Origin of the sequence: Paraburkholderia sp., assembly GCF_050742655.1 — a bacterium.
Lineage (GTDB): Bacteria > Pseudomonadota > Gammaproteobacteria > Burkholderiales > Burkholderiaceae > Paraburkholderia.
This window is the reverse complement of the sequence record NZ_JBOIGG010000005.1, coordinates 295,752-319,874: the sequence shown is the minus strand read 5'-3', so window position 1 is coordinate 319,874 and position 24,123 is coordinate 295,752. Positions and strand designations below refer to the sequence as shown.

Annotated in this window: 17 protein-coding genes; 7 read left to right on the top strand and 10 right to left on the bottom strand. The window is 65.5% G+C overall.

Going from position 1 to position 24,123, the window contains the following annotated elements:
* Positions 1-11: 11 nt before the first annotated feature.
* Both ACREXZ_RS10305 and ACREXZ_RS10300 read left to right on the top strand, forming a co-directional pair.
* Positions 12-557: an RNA polymerase sigma factor gene (locus tag ACREXZ_RS10305; RefSeq protein WP_431763943.1), complete on the top strand. Its 546-nt coding sequence runs from the start codon at positions 12-14 to the stop codon at positions 555-557.
* 37 nt (positions 558-594) lie between these two features.
* Positions 595-1,521 carry an anti-sigma factor family protein gene (locus ACREXZ_RS10300; RefSeq protein ID WP_431763942.1) on the top strand — a complete coding sequence of 309 codons (927 nt, stop codon included), beginning with the start codon at positions 595-597 and terminating at the stop codon, positions 1,519-1,521.
* A 61-nt stretch (positions 1,522-1,582) separates the two neighbouring features.
* On the opposite strand, the gene galU is transcribed toward ACREXZ_RS10300, so the two are convergent.
* Both galU and ACREXZ_RS10290 read right to left on the bottom strand, forming a co-directional pair.
* Positions 1,583-2,464 (bottom strand): UTP--glucose-1-phosphate uridylyltransferase GalU, encoded by an 882-nt coding sequence (galU, locus tag ACREXZ_RS10295; protein WP_431763941.1) that lies wholly within the window; start codon positions 2,462-2,464, stop codon positions 1,583-1,585.
* A gap of 49 nt (positions 2,465-2,513) precedes the next feature.
* A complete protein-coding gene (locus ACREXZ_RS10290) occupies positions 2,514-5,396 on the bottom strand; it encodes a valine--tRNA ligase (protein WP_431763940.1) in 2,883 nt (960 codons plus the stop codon).
* Between the two features lie 258 nt (positions 5,397-5,654).
* On the opposite strand from ACREXZ_RS10290, the gene ACREXZ_RS10285 reads away from it, so the two are divergent.
* Positions 5,655-8,006, top strand: a complete 2,352-nt coding sequence (locus tag ACREXZ_RS10285) for a UvrD-helicase domain-containing protein (RefSeq protein WP_431763975.1) — start codon at positions 5,655-5,657, stop codon at positions 8,004-8,006.
* Positions 8,003-8,794 (top strand): 5'-methylthioadenosine/adenosylhomocysteine nucleosidase, encoded by a 792-nt coding sequence (locus ACREXZ_RS10280; RefSeq protein WP_431763939.1) that lies wholly within the window; start codon positions 8,003-8,005, stop codon positions 8,792-8,794. The genes ACREXZ_RS10285 and ACREXZ_RS10280 overlap by 4 nt, the downstream gene beginning before the upstream one ends.
* A 473-nt stretch (positions 8,795-9,267) precedes the next feature.
* On the opposite strand, the gene ACREXZ_RS10275 is transcribed toward ACREXZ_RS10280, so the two are convergent.
* Together ACREXZ_RS10275 and ACREXZ_RS10270 are read right to left on the bottom strand one after the other, a co-directional pair.
* Entirely contained in the window at positions 9,268-11,241 is a 1,974-nt protein-coding gene (locus tag ACREXZ_RS10275; RefSeq protein ID WP_431763938.1) for a propionate--CoA ligase, read from the bottom strand.
* A 918-nt stretch (positions 11,242-12,159) separates the two neighbouring features.
* Positions 12,160-13,410, bottom strand: a complete 1,251-nt coding sequence (locus ACREXZ_RS10270; RefSeq protein WP_431763937.1) for an MFS transporter — start codon at positions 13,408-13,410, stop codon at positions 12,160-12,162.
* A gap of 389 nt (positions 13,411-13,799) precedes the next feature.
* Between ACREXZ_RS10270 and ACREXZ_RS10265 the strand changes: the two genes are divergently transcribed.
* Positions 13,800-15,482: a methyl-accepting chemotaxis protein gene (locus tag ACREXZ_RS10265; protein WP_431763936.1), complete on the top strand. Its 1,683-nt coding sequence runs from the start codon at positions 13,800-13,802 to the stop codon at positions 15,480-15,482.
* Positions 15,483-15,497: 15 nt separating this feature from the next.
* Here the strand turns inward: ACREXZ_RS10265 and ACREXZ_RS10260 are convergent, their stop codons facing one another.
* The 4 genes from ACREXZ_RS10260 to ACREXZ_RS10245 are packed head-to-tail and all read right to left on the bottom strand — an operon-like array spanning position 15,498 to position 20,350.
* On the bottom strand, positions 15,498-16,358 hold the full coding sequence (locus ACREXZ_RS10260; protein WP_431763935.1) for an efflux RND transporter periplasmic adaptor subunit: 861 nt from the start codon (positions 16,356-16,358) through the stop codon (positions 15,498-15,500).
* Between the two features lie 13 nt (positions 16,359-16,371).
* Positions 16,372-16,572, bottom strand: coding sequence for a DUF1656 domain-containing protein (locus ACREXZ_RS10255; RefSeq protein ID WP_431763934.1), 201 nt, complete (start codon positions 16,570-16,572; stop codon positions 16,372-16,374).
* The gene (locus ACREXZ_RS10250) at positions 16,562-18,784 is read right to left on the bottom strand and encodes an FUSC family protein (RefSeq protein ID WP_431763933.1); all 2,223 of its coding nucleotides are present in this window, start codon (positions 18,782-18,784) and stop codon (positions 16,562-16,564) included. Before ACREXZ_RS10250 ends, ACREXZ_RS10255 begins: the two co-directional genes overlap by 11 nt.
* A 12-nt stretch (positions 18,785-18,796) precedes the next feature.
* Positions 18,797-20,350, bottom strand: coding sequence for an efflux transporter outer membrane subunit (locus ACREXZ_RS10245; RefSeq protein ID WP_431763932.1), 1,554 nt, complete (start codon positions 20,348-20,350; stop codon positions 18,797-18,799).
* A 155-nt stretch (positions 20,351-20,505) separates the two neighbouring features.
* Here ACREXZ_RS10245 and ACREXZ_RS10240 point away from each other — a divergent pair, with 155 nt between their 5' ends.
* Positions 20,506-21,444, top strand: a complete 939-nt coding sequence (locus ACREXZ_RS10240; protein ID WP_431763931.1) for a LysR family transcriptional regulator — start codon at positions 20,506-20,508, stop codon at positions 21,442-21,444.
* A gap of 148 nt (positions 21,445-21,592) precedes the next feature.
* Complete coding sequence (locus ACREXZ_RS10235) at positions 21,593-21,748, top strand: hypothetical protein (RefSeq protein WP_431763930.1); 156 nt, start codon at positions 21,593-21,595, stop codon at positions 21,746-21,748.
* 30 nt (positions 21,749-21,778) lie between these two features.
* On the opposite strand, the gene ACREXZ_RS10230 is transcribed toward ACREXZ_RS10235, so the two are convergent.
* Together ACREXZ_RS10230 and ACREXZ_RS10225 are read right to left on the bottom strand one after the other, a co-directional pair.
* A complete protein-coding gene (locus ACREXZ_RS10230) occupies positions 21,779-22,609 on the bottom strand; it encodes a metallophosphoesterase (protein WP_431763929.1) in 831 nt (276 codons plus the stop codon).
* Positions 22,610-22,658: 49 nt separating this feature from the next.
* Complete coding sequence (locus ACREXZ_RS10225; RefSeq protein ID WP_431763928.1) at positions 22,659-24,098, bottom strand: FAD-binding oxidoreductase; 1,440 nt, start codon at positions 24,096-24,098, stop codon at positions 22,659-22,661.
* Positions 24,099-24,123: the final 25 nt, after the last annotated feature.

Here is a 24,123-nt window from a genome sequence, read left to right as displayed (position 1 = left end):
CGGGTACGATCATGGCCGGACCTGTTTTAGGCGCGGGCGCCGCGCTGGCGGAAGCGCTTCCGCAGATGCTGCCGAGGCTGTGGGCGTTCGCGCTGCGTCTGTCGGACGACACGCACGACGCGGCGGACCTTGTGCAACTATCCTGTCTGCGGGCGCTCGAACGCAGTCATCACCTGCAACCGGACACCGCGCCGCTCAGCTGGATGTTTTCGATCCTGCACACGATGTGGCTCAACGAGCTGCGCGCGCGGCGGGTGCGGCAGCGCTCGCGCGTCGAGTGGGACGACGAACTCGTCGACACGGTGCCGGACGAAGCCGCGAGCGATCCGCAGGCCGAGGCCATGCATGCGCAGATCATCCGCGAGGTGCAGCTGTTGCCGGATGCGCAGCGCGCCGTGATGCTGCTCGTCGCCGTCGAAGGGCTCAGCTACCAGGAAGCGGCCGACACGCTGGGCGTGCCGATCGGCACGGTGATGAGCCGTCTGTCGCGCGCGCGGCAAGCGATCGGCGAACGCTTCGGAACCCCGCGGCGCGCGAAGGTGTCCAGAACGACGTGAACGGTACGAATGATATGAATGGGCAGGAATAAGGTCCATGAGCATGGACGAAACACGGTTGATGGCGTACGTCGACGGCACGCTGCCGGTGGACGAGCGCACGGAGATCGAACACGAGATCGCCGGATCGCCCGAAGCCGCGGAATGCGTCGCGCGATTCGAAGCGTCGCGGCTGCCCTATCGGGAGGCCTTCGCGCGCCAGAAGCTGCCGCCCGTTCCGCCCGAGCTGGCCGCGCAGATCGACGAACTCGCGCGCCTGCATGCGCCGCGCAGCGAAGCCAGTACGGACTACGGCCGTCGTTATCCGGCAAGCGGTAACGACGCGGTCGGGCCGGATGAATCGTTGCCGCATACGCCGATTCGTTCGCGGCTACGCATCGCGCCGGGGTGGCTCGCGGTAGCGTTCGTCGCGGGCGCGTTCTGCGTCGGCGCAGTGCTGCGGTTCGCGCCCGATGGCACGTCTGGCGCAGGCGCGCCGTCGCCGTGGGTGCAGGCCGCGACCGGCTATCAGCGGCTCTATTCGCGCGCGACCGTCGCCGATGTGCGGCCCGATGCGGGTGCGGTATCGCGCGCGATCGACGCGGTTCGCCACGACGACCGGCTCGCGCTGCGCGTGCCCGACCTGCGCGAGGCGGGCATGACGTTCAGCGAGATCCAGCGGCTGCGTTTCGACGGCCGGCCGCTCGTCCAGCTGGTCTATCTGCCGGCGCGTGGCGAGCCCGTTGCGCTGTGCGTGATGAAGCAGGTCGGTCCCGATCAGCCGATCGCGTGGCGGGCCGTCAATGGCATGCACGTCGTCACGTGGCGTCAGGGTGAACTCGCGTATGCGCTGATCTCGGCGTCGACCGACGTCGATCTCGCGACGCTCGGTCGGCGCATCGCGGATCGCAGCTTCGATCAGATTTCGGGAGGCAGTGCGACGCCCGGAAACGGCAAGGGCGTCGACGAGGGGAGATGGGGATAACGCAAAGAGGGAGTGACCAACACGGAGGCCATGTACAGGCCTCCGTGCATAAAACCGCCGCTTACCCTTCGAGCACTGGCGAACGGGTGCGCAGATACGCTTCGAAATCGGCGGCGACTTCCGGATGCCGCAGCGCGAATTCGACGGTGGCCTTCAGATAGCCGAGCTTGCTGCCGCAGTCGAAGCGGGTGCCGTGATACTTGTACGCGAGCACCTGCTCGTCGGCGAGCAGCGACTGGATCGCGTCGGTGAGTTGCAGCTCGCCGCCCGCACCTGGCTTCAGCGCGCGGATGTGTTCGAAGATGCGCGGCTTCAGCACGTAGCGGCCGACCACGCCGAGGTTCGACGGCGCGACGTCCGGCGCCGGCTTCTCGATGATCCCCGACATCTTGATGATCGAGTCTTCCCACTCCTTGCCGTCGACGATCCCGTACGACTTCGTCTCCGACGGCGGGATCTCTTCGACGCCGATCACCGAGCTGTGATAGTGATCGAACACCTCGATCATCTGCGCCATCACCGGCGGCGTGCCGTACAGCAGATCGTCCGCGAGGATCACGGCAAAGGGGTTGTCGCCGACCAGCTTCTCCGCGCACAGCACCGCGTGACCCAGACCGAGCGCTTCGGGCTGACGCACGTAGAAGCAGTCCACATGACTCGGCTTGATGCTGCGCACGAGTTCGAGCAGCTTGACCTTGCCGCGCGCCTCGAGTTCGGCTTCGATCTCATACGACTTGTCGAAGTGGTCTTCGATCGCGCGCTTGCTGCGGCCCGTGACGAAGATCATTTCGGTGATGCCGGCGGCCATCGCTTCCTCGACCGCATACTGGATCAGCGGCTTGTCGACGATCGGCAGCATTTCCTTCGGGCTCGCCTTCGTGGCCGGGAGGAACCGGGTGCCAAGACCTGCTACCGGAAAAACAGCTTTTGTAACTTTTAGCATGTGATTACCCTGATCCTCTTGGTTACGTTACCTGTCGCGCCGCGCGGGTTCAGCCCGGCAGACGCGCGAGCTGGGCGCCGAGCTTCTCGAGCGTGCCGCGGAACTCCACGAGCCGCCGCTGTTCCTGCTCCACCACGGCGGGCGGGGCCTTGGCGACGAAGCTCTCGTTCTGCAGTTTCGCATCGGCTTTCGACACTTCGCCGGTGAGCCGCGCAATTTCCTTCGACAGACGTTCGCGTTCGGCCGCGATATCGATCTCGACCTTCAGCACGAGCTTGTCATTCCCTACGATAGCAAACGGCGCGCCATGTGCGGCTGCATCGAGCGTCGCTTCGTCGGCGATGATCTGCACCTCCGACAGCCGCGCGAGCGCCTGCACGTAGGGCGCGAACGTACGCAGCCGGTCGGCGTTGCCGGTGGCGAGCAGCGGCACCTTCGTCGCCGGCGACAGGTTCATTTCGCCGCGCAGGTTGCGGCATGCGTCGATCGTCGCCTTCAGGTCGGCGGCCCACTGCTCGGCGGCCTCGTCGATTTTCTTCGGCTCGGCAACGGGGTAGGGCTGCACCATGATCGAGGCTGTGCCGTCGGCTTCGTCGATTTTGCCGGCCGGATAGCGGTCCGTCAGCGGCGCGACTTTCTGCCACAACGCTTCGGTGATGAACGGGATCACCGGATGCGCGAGCCGCAGCACCGTCTCGAGCACCCGCAGGAGTGTGCGACGCGTGGCGCGCTGCTGTTCGGGCGCGCCGGTCTGCAACTGCACCTTGGCCAGTTCGAGATACCAGTCACAATATTCGTCCCAGACGAACTTGTATATGGCATTTGCCACATTGTCGAAACGGTAGTCGGCGAAGCCCTTCGCGACGTCCGCTTCGACGCGCTGCAGATGCGACACGATCCAGCGGTCCGCCTGCGAGAAGTCCGTGTAGCCGCCGGGACCGCAGTCGCCGGGCTGGCAGTCGCCGGGTTTGCCGAAGCCGCAGTCCTGGCCTTCGCAGTTCATCAGCACGAAGCGCGTCGCGTTCCACAGCTTGTTGCAGAAGTTGCGGTAGCCCTCGCAGCGCGCGAGGTCGAAGTTGATGTTGCGGCCGAGCGTCGCCATCGACGCCATCGTGAAGCGCAGCGCGTCGGTGCCGAACGCCGCGATGCCGTCGGGGAATTCCTTGCGCGTCTTCTTTTCGATCGACGCGGCCTGCTTCGGATTCATCAGCCCGGTGGTGCGCTTTGCGACCAGCGCGTCGAGATCGATGCCGTCGACGATGTCGATCGGGTCGAGCGTATTGCCCTTGCTCTTCGACATCTTCTGGCCTTCGGCGTCGCGCACGAGGCCGTGCACGTACACGGTGTCGAACGGCACCTTGCCGGTGAAGTGCGTGGTCATCATGACCATCCGCGCGACCCAGAAGAAGATGATGTCGAAGCCGGTGACGAGCACCGACGACGGCAGGAATGCCTGCAATTCCCGCGTATCGTTCGGCCAGCCGAGCGACGAGAACGGCACGAGCGCCGACGAGAACCACGTGTCGAGCACGTCCTCGTCGCGTTTCAGCGCGCCGGTGTAGCCCTTCGCCGCGGCCTGTTCACGCACGGCCGCTTCGTCCTTCGCGACGAAGATCTCGCCGTTCTCGCCGTACCACGCGGGAATCTGGTGGCCCCACCACAACTGCCGCGAGATGCACCAGTCCTGGATGTTCTCGAGCCACTGGTAGTAGGTCGACGTCCAGTTCTCCGGCACGAAGCGGATCTCGCCGTTGCGCACGACGTCGAGCGCGGTTTCGGCGATCGACTTGCCCGGATTGAACGTGCCTTCCGGCGCGGGCTTGCTCATCGCGACGAACCATTGATCGGTGAGCATCGGTTCGATCACGACGCCCGTGCGGTCGCCGCGCGGCACCATCAGCTTGTGCGGCTTCACCGATTCGAGCAGACCGATCGCTTCGAGGTCGGCGACGACCTGCTTGCGCGCATCGAAGCGGTCGAGGCCGCGATACTTCTGCGGCGCGTTGTCGTTGATCTTGCCGTCGAGCGTGAGAATTTCGATCTGCGGCAAGCCGTGGCGCTGGCCGACCTGATAGTCGTTGAAGTCGTGCGCGGGCGTGACCTTCACGACACCGGTACCGAACTCGCGGTCAACGTAGTCGTCGGCGATGATCGGGATTTCGCGTTCCGACAACGGCAGCTTCACGGTCTGGCCGATCAGATGCGCGTAGCGCTCGTCTTCCGGATGCACCATCACCGCAGTGTCGCCGAGCATCGTCTCGGGGCGCGTCGTCGCGACGGTCAGATGGCCGCCTCCCTGCGCTTGCGCGAGCGGATACTGGATGTGCCACAGGAAGCCGTCTTCTTCCTCGCTGACCACCTCGAGATCCGACACTGCGGTGAGCAGCACCGGATCCCAGTTCACGAGCCGCTTGCCGCGATAGATGAGGCCCTGTTCGTAGAGCTGCACGAACACGTCGCGCACGGCCGCCGACATCTTGTCGTTCATCGTGAAGTATTCGCGCGACCAGTCGATCGATGCGCCGAGGCGGCGCACCTGGCCCGTGATGGTCGAGCCCGACTGCTGCTTCCATTCCCACACGCGCTCGACAAATTTCTCGCGGCCGAGATCGTGCCGCGATACGCCCTGCGCATCGAGCTGCCGTTCGACGACGATCTGCGTCGCGATGCCCGCATGATCGGTGCCGGGCACCCACAGCGTGTTTTCGCCGAGCATCCGGTGATAGCGCGTGAGGCCGTCCATGATTGTCTGGTTGAACGCGTGGCCCATGTGCAGCGTGCCCGTGACGTTCGGCGGCGGCAACTGGATCGAGAAGTTCTTGCTGCCCGGCGTGAAGGCAGGGGCGGCGTAGCCGCGTTTTTCCCACTCGGGTGCCCAATGGGCCTCGATGGTCTGGGGCTCGAAACTCTTGGGAAGCGTGCTGTCGCTCATGTGTGGGGATCTGCTCTGAATGCGTGGAAAGAGGCTGGAATCCTTGAATTATAAAGGGAGTGCGTGGCAAACCGGCCGCGCGAAGCCGACGCGGGCCGTGGCGGCTGGATGTCTCCTGTTTGCGGGCGTCGTGAGAACGCCGGATCGCAAGGCGGCGAGCCGCCCGCAGACGCGGGACATATAATGTCGAACGACCGGTCCGCACGCGGTCCGTACGACATTCCGATCCGCCGCCATCCGCCGTTTCCCCCCGCACACATGCCCGATCTGCTCGCGAATCTGAACCCCGAACAACACGCCGCCGTCACGTTGCCGAACGAACCGGCCCTCATTCTGGCCGGTGCCGGCAGCGGCAAAACGCGTGTGCTGATCACGCGGATCGCGTGGCTGATCCAGCAGGGCTTCGCATCACCGATGACCGTTCTCGCGGTGACGTTCACGAACAAGGCCGCGCGCGAAATGATGTCGCGCCTGTCCGCGTTGCTGCCGATCGATACGCGTGGCATGTGGATCGGCACGTTCCACGGCCTGTGCAACCGGATGCTGCGCGCGCATTTCCGCGACGCGGCGTTGCCGTCGACGTTCCAGATTCTCGATACGGCAGACCAGCTGTCGGCGATCAAGCGCTTGATGAAGGGCCTCAATATCGACGACGAGAAATACCCGCCGAAGAACCTGCAGTACTTCATCAACAACGCGAAGGAGCAGGGGCTGCGGCCGAAGGACGTCGACGCGACGGATAACTTCAACCGCAAGTTCGTCGAGCTGTATGAAGCGTACGACCAGCAGTGCCAGCGCGAAGGCGTCGTCGATTTCCCCGAGCTTCTGCTGCGTTGCTATGAACTGCTCGCACACAATCCGCCGCTGCGCGCGCACTACCAGGCGCGCTTTCGCCACATCCTCGTCGACGAGTTCCAGGACACGAACAAGCTGCAATACGCGTGGCTCAAGATGCTCGCGGGCGCGACCAATTCGATCTTCGCGGTCGGCGACGACGACCAGTCCATCTACGCGTTCCGTGGCGCGAACGTCGGCAATATGCGCGACTTCGAAAACGAGTTTAACGTCCGCAACCTGATCAAGCTCGAACAGAACTACCGCTCGCACGGTCACATTCTCGATGCGGCGAACCAGCTGATCGCGAACAACGCGCGGCGGCTCGGCAAGAATCTGCGCACCGACGCGGGCCACGGCGAGCCGGTGCGGGTGTACGAGGCCGCGACCGATTCGCAGGAAGCCGGCTGGATCGTAGAAGAAATTCGCGCGCTGCTCGACACAGGTCTCTCGCGCGGCGAGATCGCCGTGCTGTACCGGAGCAATGCGCAGTCGCGGACGATCGAGCACACGCTCGTCAACGCGGGTATTCCGTATCGCGTGTACGGCGGTCTGCGCTTCTTCGAGCGTCAGGAAGTGAAGCATGCGCTCGCGTATCTGCGGCTCATCGACAATCCGAACGACGACACCGCGTTCGCGCGCGTCGTCAATTTTCCGACCCGCGGCATCGGTGCGCGCTCGATCGAACAGGCAGCGGATGCCGCGCGCCTCTACAACTGCTCGATGGCCGCGGCGATCGTCTATGTGGCCGGTAAGGCCGGCTCGAGCCTCGGTGCGTTCGCGAACCTGATCGCGAAGATGCGTGCCGAAACGCAGCAGATGAGCCTGCCGGAAACGGTCGAGCACGTCGTGCGCGCGAGCGGCCTCGCGGACTTCTATCAGAACGAAAGAGAAGGTCAGGACCGGCTCGAGAACTTGCAGGAACTGGTCAACGCGGCCGCGGCGTTCGTCAGCGAAGCGGGTTACGGGCTCGACACGCCGGCCCGTTCGATTCCGCTGCGGCCGGGCGCGACGTCCGCGCCTGAACTCGAAGTGGAGGGCGACGGCGTGATCGTGCTCGATGCGCCGGGCGTCACCGATCCCGCGCAGAATCCCGACACGATGACGCCGCTTGCCGGCTTCCTGTCACACGCATCGCTCGAAGCCGGCGACAACCAGGCGCAGGCTGGCCAGGATGCGGTGCAATTGATGACCGTGCACGCGGCGAAGGGGCTCGAATTTACCGCGGTATTCATCACGGGTCTCGAAGAAGGGCTCTTTCCGCACGAGAACAGCGCGATCGAGGCTGAGGGTCTCGAAGAGGAGCGACGGTTGATGTACGTCGCGATCACGCGCGCGAAGGAGCGGCTGTACCTGTCGTTCGCGCAGAGCCGGATGCTGCATGGCCAGACGCGCTACAACATCCGGTCGCGTTTCTTCGACGAACTGCCGCAGGACACGCTGAAGTGGCTCACGCCGAAAGTCGAGGCGGGTTCGCGCTGGGGCGGCCGTTCCGACAACGCCGGTTATGGGCGCGACTGGTTTGCGCGACCCGACCGTCAGCGCGACTACGTCGACCCCGCGGTGAGTGCGCCGCTGCCCGCGTTCGCGAACGCGCAGCGTGCGGCGGAAAGCGGCTTTCGCGTCGGCCAGCAGGTGTTCCATACGAAATTCGGCGAAGGTACAGTCACCGCGCTCGAAGGCGGCGGCACCGATGCAAAGGCACAGGTGAAGTTCAAGCGGCACGGCGAGAAGTGGCTCGCGCTTGCGGTCGCGAAATTGCAGGCGGTCGAATGAGCGTGCTTGTGGAAACGAAGCCTGCCGCTCGTCGGCCGCTCGGTGTGCTCGCGGCGCTGCCCGAGGAACTCGGTGACCTGATCGCCGCGATGCGCGAGAACGGCGGCATGCGTACCGTTACGCATGGACGACGCGACTATCACGTCGGCAGCGTGCACGGCGTGCCGTGCGTTGTCACGCTGGCGCGTATCGGCAAGGTCGCGGCCGCGGCGACGGTGAGCGCGCTGATCCATGCGTTCGACGTCGAGGCGATCGTGTTCGCCGGCGTCGCGGGTGGGGTCGGGCGCGCGGTGCGGATCGGCGACATCGTCGTGTCCGATGCGCTGTTGCAGCACGATCTCGATGCGTCGCCTTTGTTTCCTCGCTATGAAGTGCCATTGCTCGGCGTGTCACGCTTTAACGCCGATCCTTCGCTCGCTGCGAGGCTTGCTGATGCTTGTGAGCGTTTCGTTGCGGAAGAGGGTGCGATGCTTGCTGCGCGCTTCGGTACGCAGCTGCCACGCGTGCATCGCGGGCTCGTGATCAGCGGTGATCGCTTTGTCGCGAGTGCTGCTGAAGTTGAAGCGCTGCGCGACGCGTTGCCCGATGCGCTTGCGGTCGAGATGGAAGGCGCCGCGATCGCGCAGGTCTGCTATGAGTACGGCGTGCCGTGTGCGGTCGTGCGGACGATTTCCGATACCGCTGATGCGCATGCGGCGGCTTCGTTTGAGACGTTTTTGAGTGAGATTGCTGGGACTTATTCTGCTGGGATTTTGTCGCGGTTTTTGAGGGATTACGCGGTGACGTAGCACTTGCGCGACGCTACGCGGCCGGGTTCTCGATGGTTGCTGGATCGTGCGGCGCAACTGTTTGCCGGAGCGCGTCTTTTGCACCCGTGCCGATCGTGCGGCTGCTCTCAGTTCTTTCTGCGCGGCGGTGATAGTTAGCGCCTTCGCGGCGCAGGCGTTGCCCCTGTGCGGGGCAGCACCTACTTTCTTTGCCGCGGCAAAGAAAGTAGGCAAAGAAAGCCGCCCGACACGTTACCGGGTCCTTTCCGCGCGTAACCAGAGATGGCCCGCATCTAAGTGTCGTTCTCGCGGGGACGCGGTAGTGGTCCGAGACGAGATCGTCCCCCGTGTCGCAAAGCGGAGTGACAAGGCGCCCGCCCATCCCGCGGCGCACTGCGTGCGCGCGGCACGGTATGCATTGAACATTCGTGCTGCGCTGGACGTTTCTGTCGCTCGGGCACGGCTCGGTGACGTGGCACTTATGCGACCCGCCGCTACGCACCGCGCTGCATCTGCAGCGCTTCGCGAATCTGCAGTAATGCTGCCGGGTCCTCGATGGTCGGCAAATCGCCTGGGTCGCGGCCTTCCGCGAGCGCCGCAATCGCGCGACGCAACAGCTTGCCGGAGCGCGTCTTCGGTAGCATCGCGACAACGTGTACGCGCGCCGGCCGCGCGATCGCTCCCAACTGACGGTCCACCGTCGCAGTCAATTCGATTTCGAGCGCGCGACGCGCATCGTCGGCCGCAAACGGCGCCGCGTCGCGCAACACAACGAACGCGAGCGCCACCTGTCCCTTCAGCGCATCCGTCACACCGACCACCGCCACCTCCGCGACCGCCGCGTGACTCGACAGTGCTTCCTCGATTTCACGTGTGCCCAGCCGGTGGCCCGCGATGTTGATCACGTCGTCGGTGCGGCCGAGGATCGTCACGTAGCCGTCTTCGTCCTGTACGCCCCAGTCGAACGTCGAATAGACGGTCTGGTTCGGCACGCTCGACCAGTATGTATCGACGAAGCGCGCATCGTCGTCCCACACGGTCGTCATGCAGCCGGGCGGCAACGGATAGCCGAGCGTGATGACGCCTTTCTCGCCGGGCACGCACGGCTCGCCGGTGTGCTCGTTGCGTAGCGTCAGGTCGTAGCCATACACCGGCACGCCCGGCGAGCCCAGCTTCGGCGGCAGCGCTTCGACGCCGCGCTGGATCGCAAGCATCGGCCAGCCCGTTTCGGTCTGCCAGTAGTTGTCGACGACCGGCTTGCCGAGCGCGTCGCCGATCCATGCGGCAGTCGGTTCGTCGAGCGGCTCGCCGGCAAGGAACAGTGTGCGCAGGCTCGACAGGTCTGCCTGTTTCAGCAGCGCCGGGTCCTGCTTCTTCAGCACGCGGATCGCGGTCGGCGCGGTGAACATCAGGTTGATCCGGTATTGCTCGACGAGTCGCCACCAGATCCCGCCGTCCGGACGGACCGGCGTGCCTTCGTACATCACCGTGGTGAGGCCCGCGAGTAGCGGCGCGTAGATGATGTAGCTGTGGCCGACGACCCAGCCGATGTCCGACGCGGTGAACATCGTGTCGCCGGGTTTGCCGCCGTAGATGTATTCCATCGATGCCGCGAGCGCCACCGCATAGCCGCCGACGTCGCGTTGCACGCCCTTCGGCCGGCCCGTCGTGCCAGACGTGTACAGCACGTACGACGGTTCGTTCGATTCGAGCCATTCGCATGGCACGTGCGTATCGAAGAACTGTTCGCGTAGTGGCTCGTAGTGGACCAGATAGCTCGCGTCGAGCCGCTCGGGCGCGAGCTGCCGGTCGATCAGCAAGACGTGCGGCGGTTTGTGCGTGGCACGCGCGAGCGCTTCGTCGACGAGCGGCGTGTAGTCGATCACCTTGCCGCCGCGCGCGCCCGCGTCGGCGGTGACGATCAGCGCGGGCTTCGCATCGTCGATCCGCGCGGCGAGGTTCGGCGCAGCGAAGCCGCCGAACACGACCGAGTGAATCGCGCCGAGCCGCGCGCACGCGAGCATCGCGAACACGGCCTCGGGGATCATCGGCAGATAGATCAGCACACGGTCGCCGCGCCGCACACCGAGCGAGCGCATCGATGCGGCCATCCGGTTGATCTCCGCGTGCAGTTCCGCATACGTGTAGCGGCGCTCGATGCCGGTTTCCGTCGATACGTAGACGAGCGCGTCCTGCTGCGCGCGTTCGGCGAGATGCCGGTCGACCGCGTTGTGACACAGATTCGTGCGGCCGCCGCAGAACCAGCGGGCGAACGGCGGATTCGAACGGTCGAGCACGGTGTCGAATGGCGTTTCCCAGTGGATGCGTTTTGCTTCCTCGCGCCAGAACGCTTCGGGATGTTCTATCGAGCGGCGGTGGAAGTCGTGGTAGCCGGACATGGGGCAGGCCTCTCTCTTTCTGGGTTTGCTCTTGCTTGCGCTTATTGATTGGGGTTGCGTGTTCAGCATAGAGCAGCGGGGCGTTGGGCGGCAACGCGGGTTCACCATGATCTGGAGTTTGCTTTCTTGCCCTGGCAGGCGGGTGCTTATTCGCGCCTCGCGGCGCAGGCGTTGCCCCTGTGCGGGGCGGCACTTACTCTTCTTTGCCGCGGCAAAGAAGAGTAAGCAGAAGAAAGCCGCCGAGACGTTACCGGGTCCTTTCCGTGTGATACCGGGAATGGCTCTCGCCTAAGTGTCCGCCTCGTCCACACTGGGTAGTGGTCCGAGACGAGACCGTCTCCCGTGCCGCAAACCGGAGTGACACGGGGCCCGCCCACCCCGCGGCGCACTGGTGTGCGCGCGGCCGGGTCTGCGCGGGAAACCGTCGGGTAGGAGTGAGGACGCAGTGCGGAACAGCGATCGCGTAATCGAGGGTGTTATGCCCGTCGGCGGCGAAGCCCGCCGGAACGGATGACTGCTGTGTCACTAACGCGTGTGGTGCGAGGGCGGGTCTCGTCTCGGACCACTGTGCTGTGTGAACGAGGTGCCCACTTAGGCGAGGGCCATCTTCGGTATCACACGGAAAGGACTCGGTAACGTCTCGGCGGCTTTCTTCTGCTTACTCTTCTTTGCCGCGGCAAAGAAGAGTAAGTGCCGCCCCGCACAGGGGCAACGCCTGCGCCGCGAGGCGCGAATAAGCACCCGCCTGCCAGGGCAAACAGCAAAGGACAACGCCTGCGCCGCGAGGCGCGAATAAGCACCCGCCCGCAAGGGCAAACAGCAAAGATCAACGCCCGCGCCGCGAGGCGCCAGATCGCAGCCGCCTGCAAGGTCAAGAACCAGAGAGCAACGCCAGCGCCGCGAGGTGCAAATAAGCACCCGCCTGCAAGGACAAAAACAACAAAGCAAAGAAACTCAGGCGCCGCCACGCAAAAAACAAATCAAAACCTAAGCTGCCACCTTCCTCTCCATATCCGGCAAAAACACCGTCAACACGCCGATCAACGGCAGGAACGAGCACACCTTGTACACGTATCCGATGCTCGTCGCGTCAGCCAGTTGCCCCAGCACCGCGGCACCAATGCCGCCCAAGCCGAACGCGAAGCCGAAGAACAGGCCCGCCACCATGCCGACGTTGCCCGGAATCAGTTCCTGCGCGTAGACCAGGATCGCGGAGAATGCCGACGCGAGCACGAGGCCGATCACGATGGTCAGTACGCTGGTCCAGAACAGGTTCGCATACGGCAGCAACAACGTGAACGGTGCAACGCCCAGGATCGATACCCAGATCACGTACTTGCGGCCGATCCGGTCGCCGATCGGCCCGCCCGCGATCGTGCCCGCCGCGACCGCCGCAAGAAACACGAACAGGTGGATCTGCGCGACCTGCACCGGCAGATGGAATTTGTCGATCAGATAGAACGTGAAGTAACTGTTGATGCTCGCGAGATAGAAGTACTTCGAGAACACGAGCAGCACCAGCACACCCATCGCAGCCATCACCTTGCCGTGCGACAGCGTCGGGTGGCCGGTCTGCGCGCCGCGCACCTTCTTCGTCGCTGGATGCCGTTTGTACCAGCGGCCGATCTGCGTCAGCACGACGATCGCGACCAGCGCCGCCACCGAGAACCACGCGATGCTGCGCTGTCCATGCGGAATCACGATCAGCGCCGCGAGCAGCGGTCCAAGCGACGAGCCGGCATTGCCGCCCACCTGGAACAATGACTGCGCGAGGCCGTGCTGACCGCCCGACGCCATCCGCGCAACCCGCGACGACTCCGGGTGAAACACCGACGACCCGCAACCCACCAGCGCCGCCGCGACCAGCAACACGCCGAAGCTCGGCGCGACCGACATCAGCAGCAGACCCGCCAGCGTGAAGCCCATGCCGACAGGCAGCGAATACGGCTTCGGATGCTTGTCCGTATACATGCCAATGAGCGGCTGCAGCATCGATGCGGTGATCTGGTACGTCAGCGTGATCAGCCCGATCTGTCCGAACGACAACGAAAAGTTGTCCTTCAGCATCGGATAGATCGCGAGGATCAGCGACTGGATCATGTCGTTCAGCAGATGCGAAAAACTGATCGCACCAAGCACGGAATACACCGTGCGCTGCACGCTGGTCGTCGTACTGCCGGCGGCATTCGCGGGGACGGTCCCGCCGGCCAGCGTGCGCTTGTCGAGGCTGGTTTCCATAGTGATCGGAAGAAAAGTGAGAAAAGGCCGGCGTTTCCTCGCTGCGACATCGCGACGCATTGACCGGCAGGTGATTCGTTTTTAGCAATCGTTCGAAGAAGTGTAATGTGGCTCCCCCGAATTGTCCGGCCAAACTTTGTCGCGAATCGGACATCGAGCGGACCTCGCCGGCACCGCGTCCCCGCCAAAGCACGCAACCGCGTCGGGCGAATTTTGGCCGTGTATAAAGCGGTCGCGGGTGTACGGCCCACGAAGCGGCGCGCCCGGGACCGGGCTGTCATGGCCGCCGCGACGCTAAAGATCGACGCTGCATATGCCGTAGACCCGGAGAGACAGGCCGGAATGCCGGAACAGACCTTTCCGGTGCCCGACACGTGAGGGTAAAACACATGAAAGCAGTTTCGCTGGGCAGCCAGCCGGGCGCGGGGTTCGTACCGGATGGCGAGTCGGCCGGGGATGCGTCGCAATCGAACAGCGGCGACAGCGTCCAGCGCCGACGGCTGAAAAGCATGTCCGTCAAGACGACGCTGCGTCTCGCATTCGCGGTGCTGCTGATCGGCACGCTCGCCATCGGCGTGTTTTCGCTGACGCAGATCAACCGTCTGAACGGCTCGACCCGCTCGATCTACGACCAGGGGCACGTCGCGAGCCGGGCGGCCGAGGAAGCGCGCGCCTATGTGCTGCGCGCGAGCCGCGCCCAGAAGATGCTGTTGACGGCAACCACGGCGAAGGAGCGCGACGAACTCGGCGCGGACATCGACACTGGCCTGAACGCGATCACCGCCGAGCTGACCACGCTGCAGCGCTACGTCGATCCGTCCGATGCAAAGGCTGTCGCGCAGCAGAAAGCTTTTGCGACCGCGGTCGGTGTGTGGAGCGGCCATCTGCGCGATTTCGTGAAGCTCGTGAAGGCGCAGCCGCTCGATCTGTCGCAGATGAACTGGCAGGTCGGCACGCAGGACGTGTCGCTGCTCGTCGAAACGGGCAAGCTCGAGAAGCTCGTCGATGTGCTCGTCGCGCAGCGCGGCACCGCCGCGAAGGCGACCATCGATGCGTCGGCCTTCATCTTCCGTTCGTCGTTCGTGATGATCGCGGCGATGACCGTGGCGCTGATCGTGCTCGCGTTCGTGATCAGCGAATGGGTCGTGCGGCGGCTCGCGCGGCAGCTTGGCGGCGAGCCGGTCTACGCGAAGGAGATCGCGAGCCGTATCGCGTCGGGCGATCTGTCGAACGAGATCGCGCTAGGCCAGCGCGACACGTCGAGCATGCTGTCCGCGTTGCGCGACATGCAGGGCGGGCTGTCCGGGACGGTGTCGGGCATCGCGGCGAGCGCGGAAGCGATCGCGCTTGCGTCGGGCGAAATCTCGATGGGCAATCTCGACCTGTCGCAGCGCACTGAACAGCAGGCGATGGCGCTCGAACGCACGGCGAGCAGCATGGAAGAGTTGACGTCGACGGTGCGCCAGAACGCCGACAACGCCAAGCAGGCGAGCACGCTCGCGTACAACGCATCGGAGATCGCGGAGAAGGGCGGCGCTGTCGTGAGCCGCGTGGTCGCGACGATGAGCCAGATCAACGACAGCGCGAAGAGCATCCGCGACATCATCGGCGTGATCGAGGGGATCGCATTCCAGACCAACATTCTCGCGTTGAACGCGGCCGTCGAAGCGGCGCGCGCGGGCGAAGAAGGGCGCGGCTTCTCGGTCGTCGCGGGCGAGGTGCGCAATCTCGCGCAGCGCAGCGCGGCCGCCGCGAAAGAGATCAAGACGCTGATCAGCGCGTCGGTCGAGCGCGTCGCGAACGGCTCGACGCTCGCGCAGGATGCGGGTCAGACGATGGACGAAGTCGTGAAGGCGGTGAAGCGCGTCACCGACATCATGGGCGAGATTTCAGCGGCGTCCGCGGAACAGAGCGCGGGTATCGAGGAGATCAACCTCGCCGTCACGCAGATGGACGCGGGCACGCAGCAGAACGCGGCGCTCGTCGAAGAGGCTACCGCGGCGGCGCGTTCGCTCGACGATCAGGCGCGCGCGCTCAAGCAGCTAGTGGGCAAGTTCCGGCTGCACGCATAGCGGCACACGTCGTATTCAACCCGGCGACACGACCACGGTACAGGTCGTGCCCGCCGACAGCACGAGGCCGTCCGGCACGCTGTCGATGTGGATACGCACCGGCACGCGCTGCGCGAGCCGCACCCAGTTGAACGTCGGGTTCACGTCGGCGAGCAGTTCGCGGCTCTGCGGATTGTCGCGGTCGTAGATGCCGCGCGAAATGCTCTCGACGTGCCCGCGCAGCACACCGCCGCTCATCAGGCGGATCTCCGCCTTGTTGCCGATCTTCACGCGCGGCAGCTTGGTTTCCTCGAAGTAGCCGTACACCCAGAACGAATGGCTGTCGACGATCGCGAGCTTTGCTGCGCCGGCGATCGCGTAGTCGCCGCGATACACGGAGAGGTTCGTCACGTAGCCGTCGACCGGCGACACGACGCGCGTGCGTTCGAGATTCAGCTTCGCCGCATCGAGCGCGGCGAGCGCCTGCTGATACTGCGCTTCCGCGGCATTTGCCGTATGCGATGCGTTGTCGCGGCTTTCCTTCGACACGACGAGGCTGTCCAGGTCGGCGCGCCGCTGCGCGTCGTCGCGGCGCATCTGCAGTTCGGCCTTGCGCGCCGCGACCGCGGCCTGCGCCTGCTCGACGGCGATCTGGAAATGCGACGGGTCGATCTGCATCAGCAGGTCGCCTTTCTTCACGAACTGGTTGTCGTGCACCGGCAGTTCGACGACGGCGCCCGATACGTCCGGCGCGATGTTGACGACTTCCGCGCGCACGCGGCCGTCGCGGGTCCACGGCTCGTCCATGTAGTGAATCCATAGCGCGCGGCCGATCACGATCGCGACGATGAAGATAAGGGCGGTCGCGATGAAGCCCAGGATGTTTCGGATGGTCATGATTCGACTCTGATCAACGATAGACGGCGAGGCCAAGGAGGCCGCACACACAGACGAGCAGGCTCGCCCGGAACAGGGAGGGGTGCCAGACGATACGGTAGACGCCCGTCACGGCGATCAGCCGGTCGAGCAGCCAGGTCACCGCCGCGCCGGCGATGAACAGCAGCACGACGGCCGGCACGTACGCGTCGAAGACGGCAATCTCACGGGGCATGGCGGACTCCTTCACGGGTGGCGTCGTCCGTACCGCTCGAATCGCCTGCGCTGCCGACCAGTTCGGCAAGCGGCGACTGCGGGTCGAGCAGCGCGGTACGGATGAAATGCAGGTGACTCAGAATGCGTTGCAGCCGATGGCGTTCGTCGCGCGGCGGCGTGAAGGCGACGAGCAGTTGCTGCACGGCGGCGATTGCATCGGCGGTCGCGGCGAGCGCTGCGTCGAGGCGATCCGCTCGCGGGTTGTCGTAGAGCGCGACGAGCCGCTGGCGCATCGTGCGGATCGCGACGCGCCACGGCATCGTCTCCGCGTAGCGCGCGTCGGCCGGCAGCCCGTCGATCTCGCCCCGCAGATCGATCACCGCGTTGCCGGCTTCGAGCACCGCGAACAGCCAGCGCAACGTGTCGCGCCGCAGTTCCGGTTCGCCTTCGGCGAGCGCGTTGATCTGGAACATCAGGTCGCGTGCCCCGCTCTCGAAGCGTGTGCGCAGACCCTTGAGCCGCGCACGGCACGCGAACACGACCTGACCGCGCAGGTCAGCGAAGAGGCGGTTTCGCAGCCATGGCGTCGACGGCGGCAGCAGCACGGCGAACGCGAGCACCGACACCAGCATCGACAGCACGAGCGCGAGCGCGTCGTTCAGGAAGGCGGTCGGCTCGTAGTGGATCACGAGATCGGGGCCGGCGAGAAAGCAGAAGTAGATGCAGTAGCCGACGCCGTAGCCGGCGAGCTTCGGCCGTGTCGTCAAGAAGACGCCGAGCAGCAGGAACGGCGTGAGCGCGGCGCACAGCAGCGGAAAGCCGTCGATGTGCGGATAGACGCCGAACACGGTCACGAGCCCCATCAGCGCAGCCAGCACGGTACCACCCGCCATCTGGAACGCGGTGCGCGTCGGGTACGGCGACGACGACGCGAGCGCACACACCGCGGCGGCGTTCAGCACGAGCGTCGAACCGCTCGGCCATGCGGTCGCGATCCAGAACGCGCCGAGCACCATCATCACGATCGCGGCGCGCACGCCGGCGACGCCTGCGGCGATCGGGTTGGTCTTCGGCTCGTAGCGCTCGATCCAGCGTTCGCGTTCGTGCGTGTCGACTGCGAGCGACGCATACGTCGCCGCGTATGCATGCAGATCGTCGACGAAGCGGTACAGCAGTTCGGCCGCGGTGTCGAAGTCGAGCAACGGCACGTCGGCACGCTTTTCGAGTTCGGTGCGCGTCGCGCGCACGCGCTTCGGCAAGTCCGCCTTGTACGCTTCGAGCTGGCGCGTCGCGTGTGCGGCGTCGGCTGCGGTCAGTACCGGTTCGCCCGACTTGTACAGCAGCGGCGAAATTTCCTTGAAGTACGGTTCGATCACGCCGACCGTGACGGTCGAGCCGCTGTCGTGCAACCGGTTCATCAGTTGGTGCAACGCGTGAAAGCGCGTCGACGCAGTCATGAACTCGCTGTTCAGTCGCGCGAGGCGGCCGCTGCGCATCCGTGAGTCGGGGCTTTCGAACACCGCGACGCTGCGGGTCGCCTCGAAGCCGACGATGTCGGCGACGAAGCGCGCGTTGGTCGCCTCGATCTGTGCGCGATCGGCCCGTCCCGACAGCGACGCGGACACGTAGTCGACGAACGACGAGAAGCGCGCGCGGATCGTCGTGCGCATCTGCTCGCCCGCATGCTCGGGCAACACCAGCCCGCTGACGGCACCCGCGCAGAGGATCCCCACCACGACCTCGGTGACCCGCGTGAGCGCGGACAGGAACGCGCCGTCCGGATTCTGCGACGCCGGGAAGCCGATCAGTGCGGCCGTGTAGCCCGCGAGCACGAAGCCGTACGAGCGGAAGTTGCGGTTGCGCGCGGCGCCCGCGGTGCAGATGCCGACCCAGATCGCCGTCGTGACGATGAACAGTTCCGGCTGCTGCGCGAACAGGCCGATCAGCGCAAGCATGACGACGAGCCCGACGAGCGTTCCGCAGATCCGGTAGAAGCTTTTCGCGAACACCATCCCGCTTTGCGGCTGCATCACGATGAACACGGTGGTCATCGCGGTGCGTGGCTGCGGCAGGTCGAGCTTCATCGCGATACCGAGCGCGAGCAGTGACGCGGCGATTGCCTTCGCCATGTAGATCCACGCGCGACCGTCGGTGCGGGCCCAGTCGGCGGCCGCCGCGAAGAGCGCGGCGAGCGGCATGGTGCGCGGAGTGGAAGAGGGTGTGGTGGACATGAGCGGCTCCGCTTACTGGACCGACTGGCCAGCAGTGGTGGTGACGCTGTCCTGGCTCTTGCGTTGATCTTTGCGCTGATTCTTGCCATGCGCAGGCAGCGTGTCGGCCGCGGCCGGGCCGTCCGTGGGATCGGCGAGCCCGCCGCCCAGCGCGGCGACGAGCGTCGCGTGCGCGCTGAGCCGTTCTGCGTCGATCCGCGCGACGCCTTCCTGCGCGTGCAGCAACTGGTTTTGCGCGACCAGCACGTTCAGGTAGTCGGTCAGGCCGCGCCGGTAGCCTTCGCGCGACAGCGCGTAATTGCGCTGCGCGACGTCGACGGAACGTTGTGCGTCCTTCGCCTGGGTCGCGAGCGAGCGCATCCGCACGACCTGGTCCGCGATCTCCTTCAGCGCGCCGACGATCGTCTGGTCGTAGTTGCCGACCGCTTCGTCGTAACCCGCCGATGCAACGCCCAGCTGCGCGCGCAGCCGTCCGCCGTCGAAGATCGGCAGCGACAGCGCGGGGCCGGCGGTCCAGCCGCCGTTCGCCGAACGCAGGAACTGGAACAGCGGGCCGGCCGCCGCGAAGCCGCCGAGCGAGCCGAGCAGGTCGACGTCCGGATAGAAATCGGCCTTCGCGACGTCGATGCCACGCGCCTGCGCGGCGACGCTCCAGCGGGCCGCGACGACGTCGGGCCGGTGGCCAATCAGATCGGCGGGCAGCACCGACGGCAGGCCGGCCGGCGTGGTCAGCGCGAGCTGCGGGCGGGTGAGCGTGTCGCCGGCGCCCGGGCCCTTGCCGGCGAGCGCGGCAAGCTCGTTGCGGTTCAGCGCGATCGCTTCGTCGAGCGAGTCGATCTGGCGTTCGTAATCGGGCAGCGGCGTTTCGGCTTGGCTCACTTCGAGCTGCGTGCCGAGGCCGCCCTTCAGGCGCCGCTGCGCGAGCGTGAGAATCTGCTGCTGCTGGTCGCGCGTTCCCTTCGCGATGTCGAGCAGCGCGTAGTTCATCGACATGTCGATGTACGCGCGCACGACGTTCGCCTCGAGTTCGAGCTGCGCGGCGCGCGCATCGGCGGCACGCACATGTGCGAGATCGAGTGCGCGTTCGGCCGCATTGCGGTCGCGGCCCCACAGGTCGAGGTGATACGACAGGCCGAGCGTGCCGGTGTTGTTCCAGGTGTTCGCGTTCGAGAGCGGGCCCGGACCGTAGTAGACGTTGTCTGGCCAGTGCTGGCGCTGGATCGACAGATTGCCGTTGAGCTGCGGCGCGAGTGCGGAGGCGGCGACACTCGCCATCGACTGCGCTTCGCGCACACGCGCCTGCGCGACCGCGAGCGTCGGACTGCCGGCTTCGGCCGACTCGATCCACGTGTTCAACTGCGGGTCGCCGTAGGCGCGCCACCAGTCGGCGGCGGGCCAGTGCGCGTCGGCGTCGGCCGCGCGGATGGCGGCGCCGGCGTCGAGCGACGACGGGTCCATCGCGTTTGTTTGAGGTGCAACGCCCCCGGTACTGGCACAACCAGCGATTATCAACGAGATCGTAAGAACCGCGGCTGCGGCGATCCCTTTTGGTACCGGACACTGCACGATTTCCTCCCTGAATGCGATAGAACCCTGTGGGTCATTATATTTTCCGGAGGATTGGCGAATAACCCGTAAAAATGCGAAGGATTCTTACCGCTCTTGAGATAATCGCTTTAGCAATTCATGTAACAATCGACGCGTCCCAGCAAGGAACCGATATGGATACGCTTCAAAATATGCGCGTATTTGTCCGCGTCGTAGAAGCGGGCAGTTTCACCGGTGCCGCGCAGCACCTCAATGCGACGACCGCCTACGCGTCGCGGGCGGTATCCGATCTCGAGGCGCATCTGCGCACCCGTCTGCTGAACCGCACGACGCGCCGCATCGCGCTGACCGAAGCGGGCGAGCGTTACCTGCAGCGCTGCGAGCAGATCCTCGCGTACGTCGATCAGGCCGAAGCCGAGGCGAGCGACGCGCACGCGCGGCCGTCCGGCAAGCTGAAGGTCCACTCGATGACGAGTTTCGGCCAGCACTATGTCGTTCCGGCGGTCGGGCGCTACCAGCAGCGCTATCCGGACGTGCAGGTCGAACTGACGCTCGCGCAGCGCATGCCCGATCTGCTCGACGAAGGCTTCGACGTGTCGCTCACGCTCGCGACTGGTCTGCCCGATTCAGGGCTCGTGTCGCAGCGGCTCGGTGCCGCGTTCAGCATCGCGTGCGCGTCGCCGGGCTATCTCGAGCGCTACGGCGTGCCGCAGGCGCCCGCCGATCTGAAGGATCACGTCTGCCTCCGGATGGTGACGCCGGTATTTCCCACCGACGAATGGACCTTCGACGGCCCCGACGGCCAGCAGACCGTCGTGCTCGGTCAGTCGACGTTCCAGGTCAACTTCGCCGAGGCGTTGGTGGTGGCGGTGCGCGAGGGGATGGGCATCGGATTGATTCCGCTCTATTCGGCGATCGCCGGGCTGCGCAGCGGCGACCTCGTGTGGGTGCTGCCGGCGTACACGTCGCAGGACATGAACCTGTACGCGCTGTATCCGTCGCGCCAGTATCTGGATGCGAAGATCCGCACGTGGGTCGAGTTCCTGCGCGACGAGCTGCCCGCGACGTTCGCCGCGGACCACGACGAACTGAGACGGTTCGCGCGCACGTGAGCGCAGGTGTTACAGACAGGCGGTGCGGTGCAACACTTCCTTACTCTTTCGCGCGAATTGGCCTGCTAACGTGTGGTCATGCGCTGGCCGTTTCACGCATTACCAGACGCAGCTTTCCATACCGAAATACCGAAACGAAGGGGGACTCATGGACACGAACCTGATGATTGGCGTTGCCGTCATGCTCGCACTGATCGGCGTTGCCGCGTCGCGCGACCTGCTGCGCCGTCTGCGTGGCACGCCGCAACTGGTTCCGGTGCGGGTGCGCCGCGACATGCCGTCGCGCGACGCGGGCCGCCGCTAAGCCACTGATTCCAGCGTCGTTACCGGAGCGTCACAATTCGACGATCCGGTCCCACGTGAAGTCGGGGTTCTCGAGCCGGCCGGTGCGTCGGTCGATATAACCGCGCGGGTTGCACACCACGCGCGTGCCGTTCAGCGTGTAGTCGAACGCGGTGTGCGTGTGGCCGTGTATCCACAGCGCGACGGGCGCACGTACCAGGTCCGGTAGATCGCTGACGAAGCCCGCCGACACCCGGTCGTCCGCATAGCGCTCGGCAAGACTCAGCCGGTGCGGCGCGTGATGCGTGACTACCACCGTCTTTCCCGCGAACGGTTTTGCCAGTTCCGCCGCGAGCCATGCGCGGGCGCGTACGTGCAGCGCGAGGCTGTCTGCGGGCGTGAAGTCGCGGGCGGCTTGCGTTACCGGTAGTCCAGCAGGGCGGTCGGCCGGGTCGGGCCACGTCACCTGAATCAGTCCACGAAAATCCAGCATCGCTTTTTCCGCCGCCGCGATCGATTCGGCGCGTGTGTCGTCGTCGGCACCATATAGCGCGAAGTCGGTCCACAGCGTCGTGCCGAGCACGCGCCAGTGGCCGTCCGGATCGACGAGCGTTGCGTTGTTCAGGAAGTGCACGTTGTCGACCGATGCGGCCGCGTCGTGCATCGCCAGCTCGAGCGCGCCGAACTCGCCGTCGTAGTACTCGTGATTGCCCGGCACGTAGACGACGGGCACGCTGCCGTCGAACATTTCCGCGGCCCAGCGCAGGCCGGCCGCATGATTGTGGATGTCGCCGGCGAGCACGACCAGATCGGCGCCCGCATGCGGAATCGCTTCGGGTTCGTCGGCCTCGAGATGCAGATCGGACAGCACGCGAATTTTCACGGAGACGGCTCCTGCTAACGCGGAAAACCTGGGTGCGGGGGAGAGGCGTCTAGCGTAGCACCTTGCCCGGATTCATCAGCCCGAGCGGATCGAGCGCCTGCTTCACCGCGCGCATCAACCGCACCTCGACCTCCGACTTATAGTGCGCCGCTTCGTCGACCTTCAACTGGCCGAGGCCATGCTCGGCACTGATGCTGCCGCGATGCCGGTGCGCGCTGTCATAGACGATCCGGTTGATCGGATCCTGCCATTCGGCGAGAAAGCGTTTCGTATCGACGCCCTCGGGGGCCTGCACGTTGTAGTGCAGGTTACCGTCGCCGAGGTGCCCGAACGTGACCATCCGCGCGTCCGGCACCGCCTGCGCGATCGCGACGTCGGTCTCGTCGATGAAATGACCGATTCGCGAAATCGGCACCGCGATATCGTGCTTGATGTTCAGCCCTTCTTCCGCCTGCGCGAGCGGAATGTGCTCGCGCAGATCCCAGAACGCCTGCGATTGCGCGAGGCTTTCGGCGACCACCGCATCGTCGACGATACCGGCTTCGAGCGCCGCTTCCATCAACTGCTCGAACAGCGTGCGCGCGTGCGCTTCGCTTTCGCTGTCGGACAGTTCGAGCAGCACGATCTGCGGATGCGTTTCCGCGAACGGATAGCGCATCTGCGGGAAATGCTGGCCGACGAGCCGCAGACAGAAATCCGACATCAGCTCGAAGCCCGTGAGCATGGGGCCGGTCATCCGTTGCGCGAGCGCGAGGAAATCGAGCGCGGCGTGCGGCGACGCGAGCGCGGCGAGCGCCGTCACGCGCGCGGCCGGCAGCGGATGCAGTTTCATCACCGCGGCCGTGATGATGCCGAGCGTCCCTTCCGCGCCGATGAACAGGTCGCGCAGGTCGTAGCCGGTGTTGTCCTTGCGCAGGCCGCGCAGACCGTCCCACAGTTCGCCCTGCGGTGTCACGACTTCGAGCCCCAGACACAGCTCGCGCGTGTTGCCGTAGCGCAGTACGCCGGTACCGCCGGCGTTCGTCGCGAGATTGCCGCCGATCGTGCAGCTGCCTTCCGCGGCGAGGCTCAGCGGAAACAGGCGTCCCGCTTCTTCCGCGCGTGTCTGCACGTCGGCGAGCACGACGCCTGCCTCGACGGTGATCGTGTTGTTGTGCGGATCGATGTCGCGTACGCGGTTCAGCCGGCGCAGGCTTAGTACCGCCTGATGGCCGGTCGCGTCCGGCGTGGCGCCGCCGGCGAGGCCCGTATTACCCCCTTGCGGCACGAGCGAGACGCGGTGCTCGACGGCGAGCTTCACGAGCGCCGCGACCTGTTCGGCGGTCGACGGGTTCAGCACCGCGCACGCCGCGCCGATGTAGCGGCGTCGCCAGTCGGTGAGGAACGGCTCGGTGTCGTGCGGATCGGTCAGCACATGCGCCGCGCCGATCGCATCGCGGCACGCATCGACGAAGGACTGAACGGAAGTAGAAGCGGCAGTGTCGGTCATGATCGTGGAAGAAATTCGAAGCGGA

Coding starts and splice junctions, on each gene's coding strand:
- ACREXZ_RS10260 (WP_431763935.1), bottom strand. CDS start 16,358: ATGACCATCCGAAACATCCTGGGCTTCATCGCGACCGCCCTTATCTTC.
- ACREXZ_RS10280 (WP_431763939.1), top strand. CDS start 8,003: ATGAGCGTGCTTGTGGAAACGAAGCCTGCCGCTCGTCGGCCGCTCGGT.
- ACREXZ_RS10265 (WP_431763936.1), top strand. CDS start 13,800: ATGAAAGCAGTTTCGCTGGGCAGCCAGCCGGGCGCGGGGTTCGTACCG.
- ACREXZ_RS10290 (WP_431763940.1), bottom strand. CDS start 5,396: ATGAGCGACAGCACGCTTCCCAAGAGTTTCGAGCCCCAGACCATCGAG.
- ACREXZ_RS10305 (WP_431763943.1), top strand. CDS start 12: ATGGCCGGACCTGTTTTAGGCGCGGGCGCCGCGCTGGCGGAAGCGCTT.
- ACREXZ_RS10235 (WP_431763930.1), top strand. CDS start 21,593: ATGGACACGAACCTGATGATTGGCGTTGCCGTCATGCTCGCACTGATC.
- ACREXZ_RS10255 (WP_431763934.1), bottom strand. CDS start 16,572: ATGCCCCGTGAGATTGCCGTCTTCGACGCGTACGTGCCGGCCGTCGTG.
- galU (WP_431763941.1), bottom strand. CDS start 2,464: ATGCTAAAAGTTACAAAAGCTGTTTTTCCGGTAGCAGGTCTTGGCACC.
- ACREXZ_RS10270 (WP_431763937.1), bottom strand. CDS start 13,410: ATGGAAACCAGCCTCGACAAGCGCACGCTGGCCGGCGGGACCGTCCCC.
- ACREXZ_RS10285 (WP_431763975.1), top strand. CDS start 5,655: ATGCCCGATCTGCTCGCGAATCTGAACCCCGAACAACACGCCGCCGTC.
- ACREXZ_RS10275 (WP_431763938.1), bottom strand. CDS start 11,241: ATGCTGAACACGCAACCCCAATCAATAAGCGCAAGCAAGAGCAAACCC.
- ACREXZ_RS10225 (WP_431763928.1), bottom strand. CDS start 24,098: ATGACCGACACTGCCGCTTCTACTTCCGTTCAGTCCTTCGTCGATGCG.
- ACREXZ_RS10240 (WP_431763931.1), top strand. CDS start 20,506: ATGGATACGCTTCAAAATATGCGCGTATTTGTCCGCGTCGTAGAAGCG.
- ACREXZ_RS10250 (WP_431763933.1), bottom strand. CDS start 18,784: ATGTCCACCACACCCTCTTCCACTCCGCGCACCATGCCGCTCGCCGCG.
- ACREXZ_RS10300 (WP_431763942.1), top strand. CDS start 595: ATGAGCATGGACGAAACACGGTTGATGGCGTACGTCGACGGCACGCTG.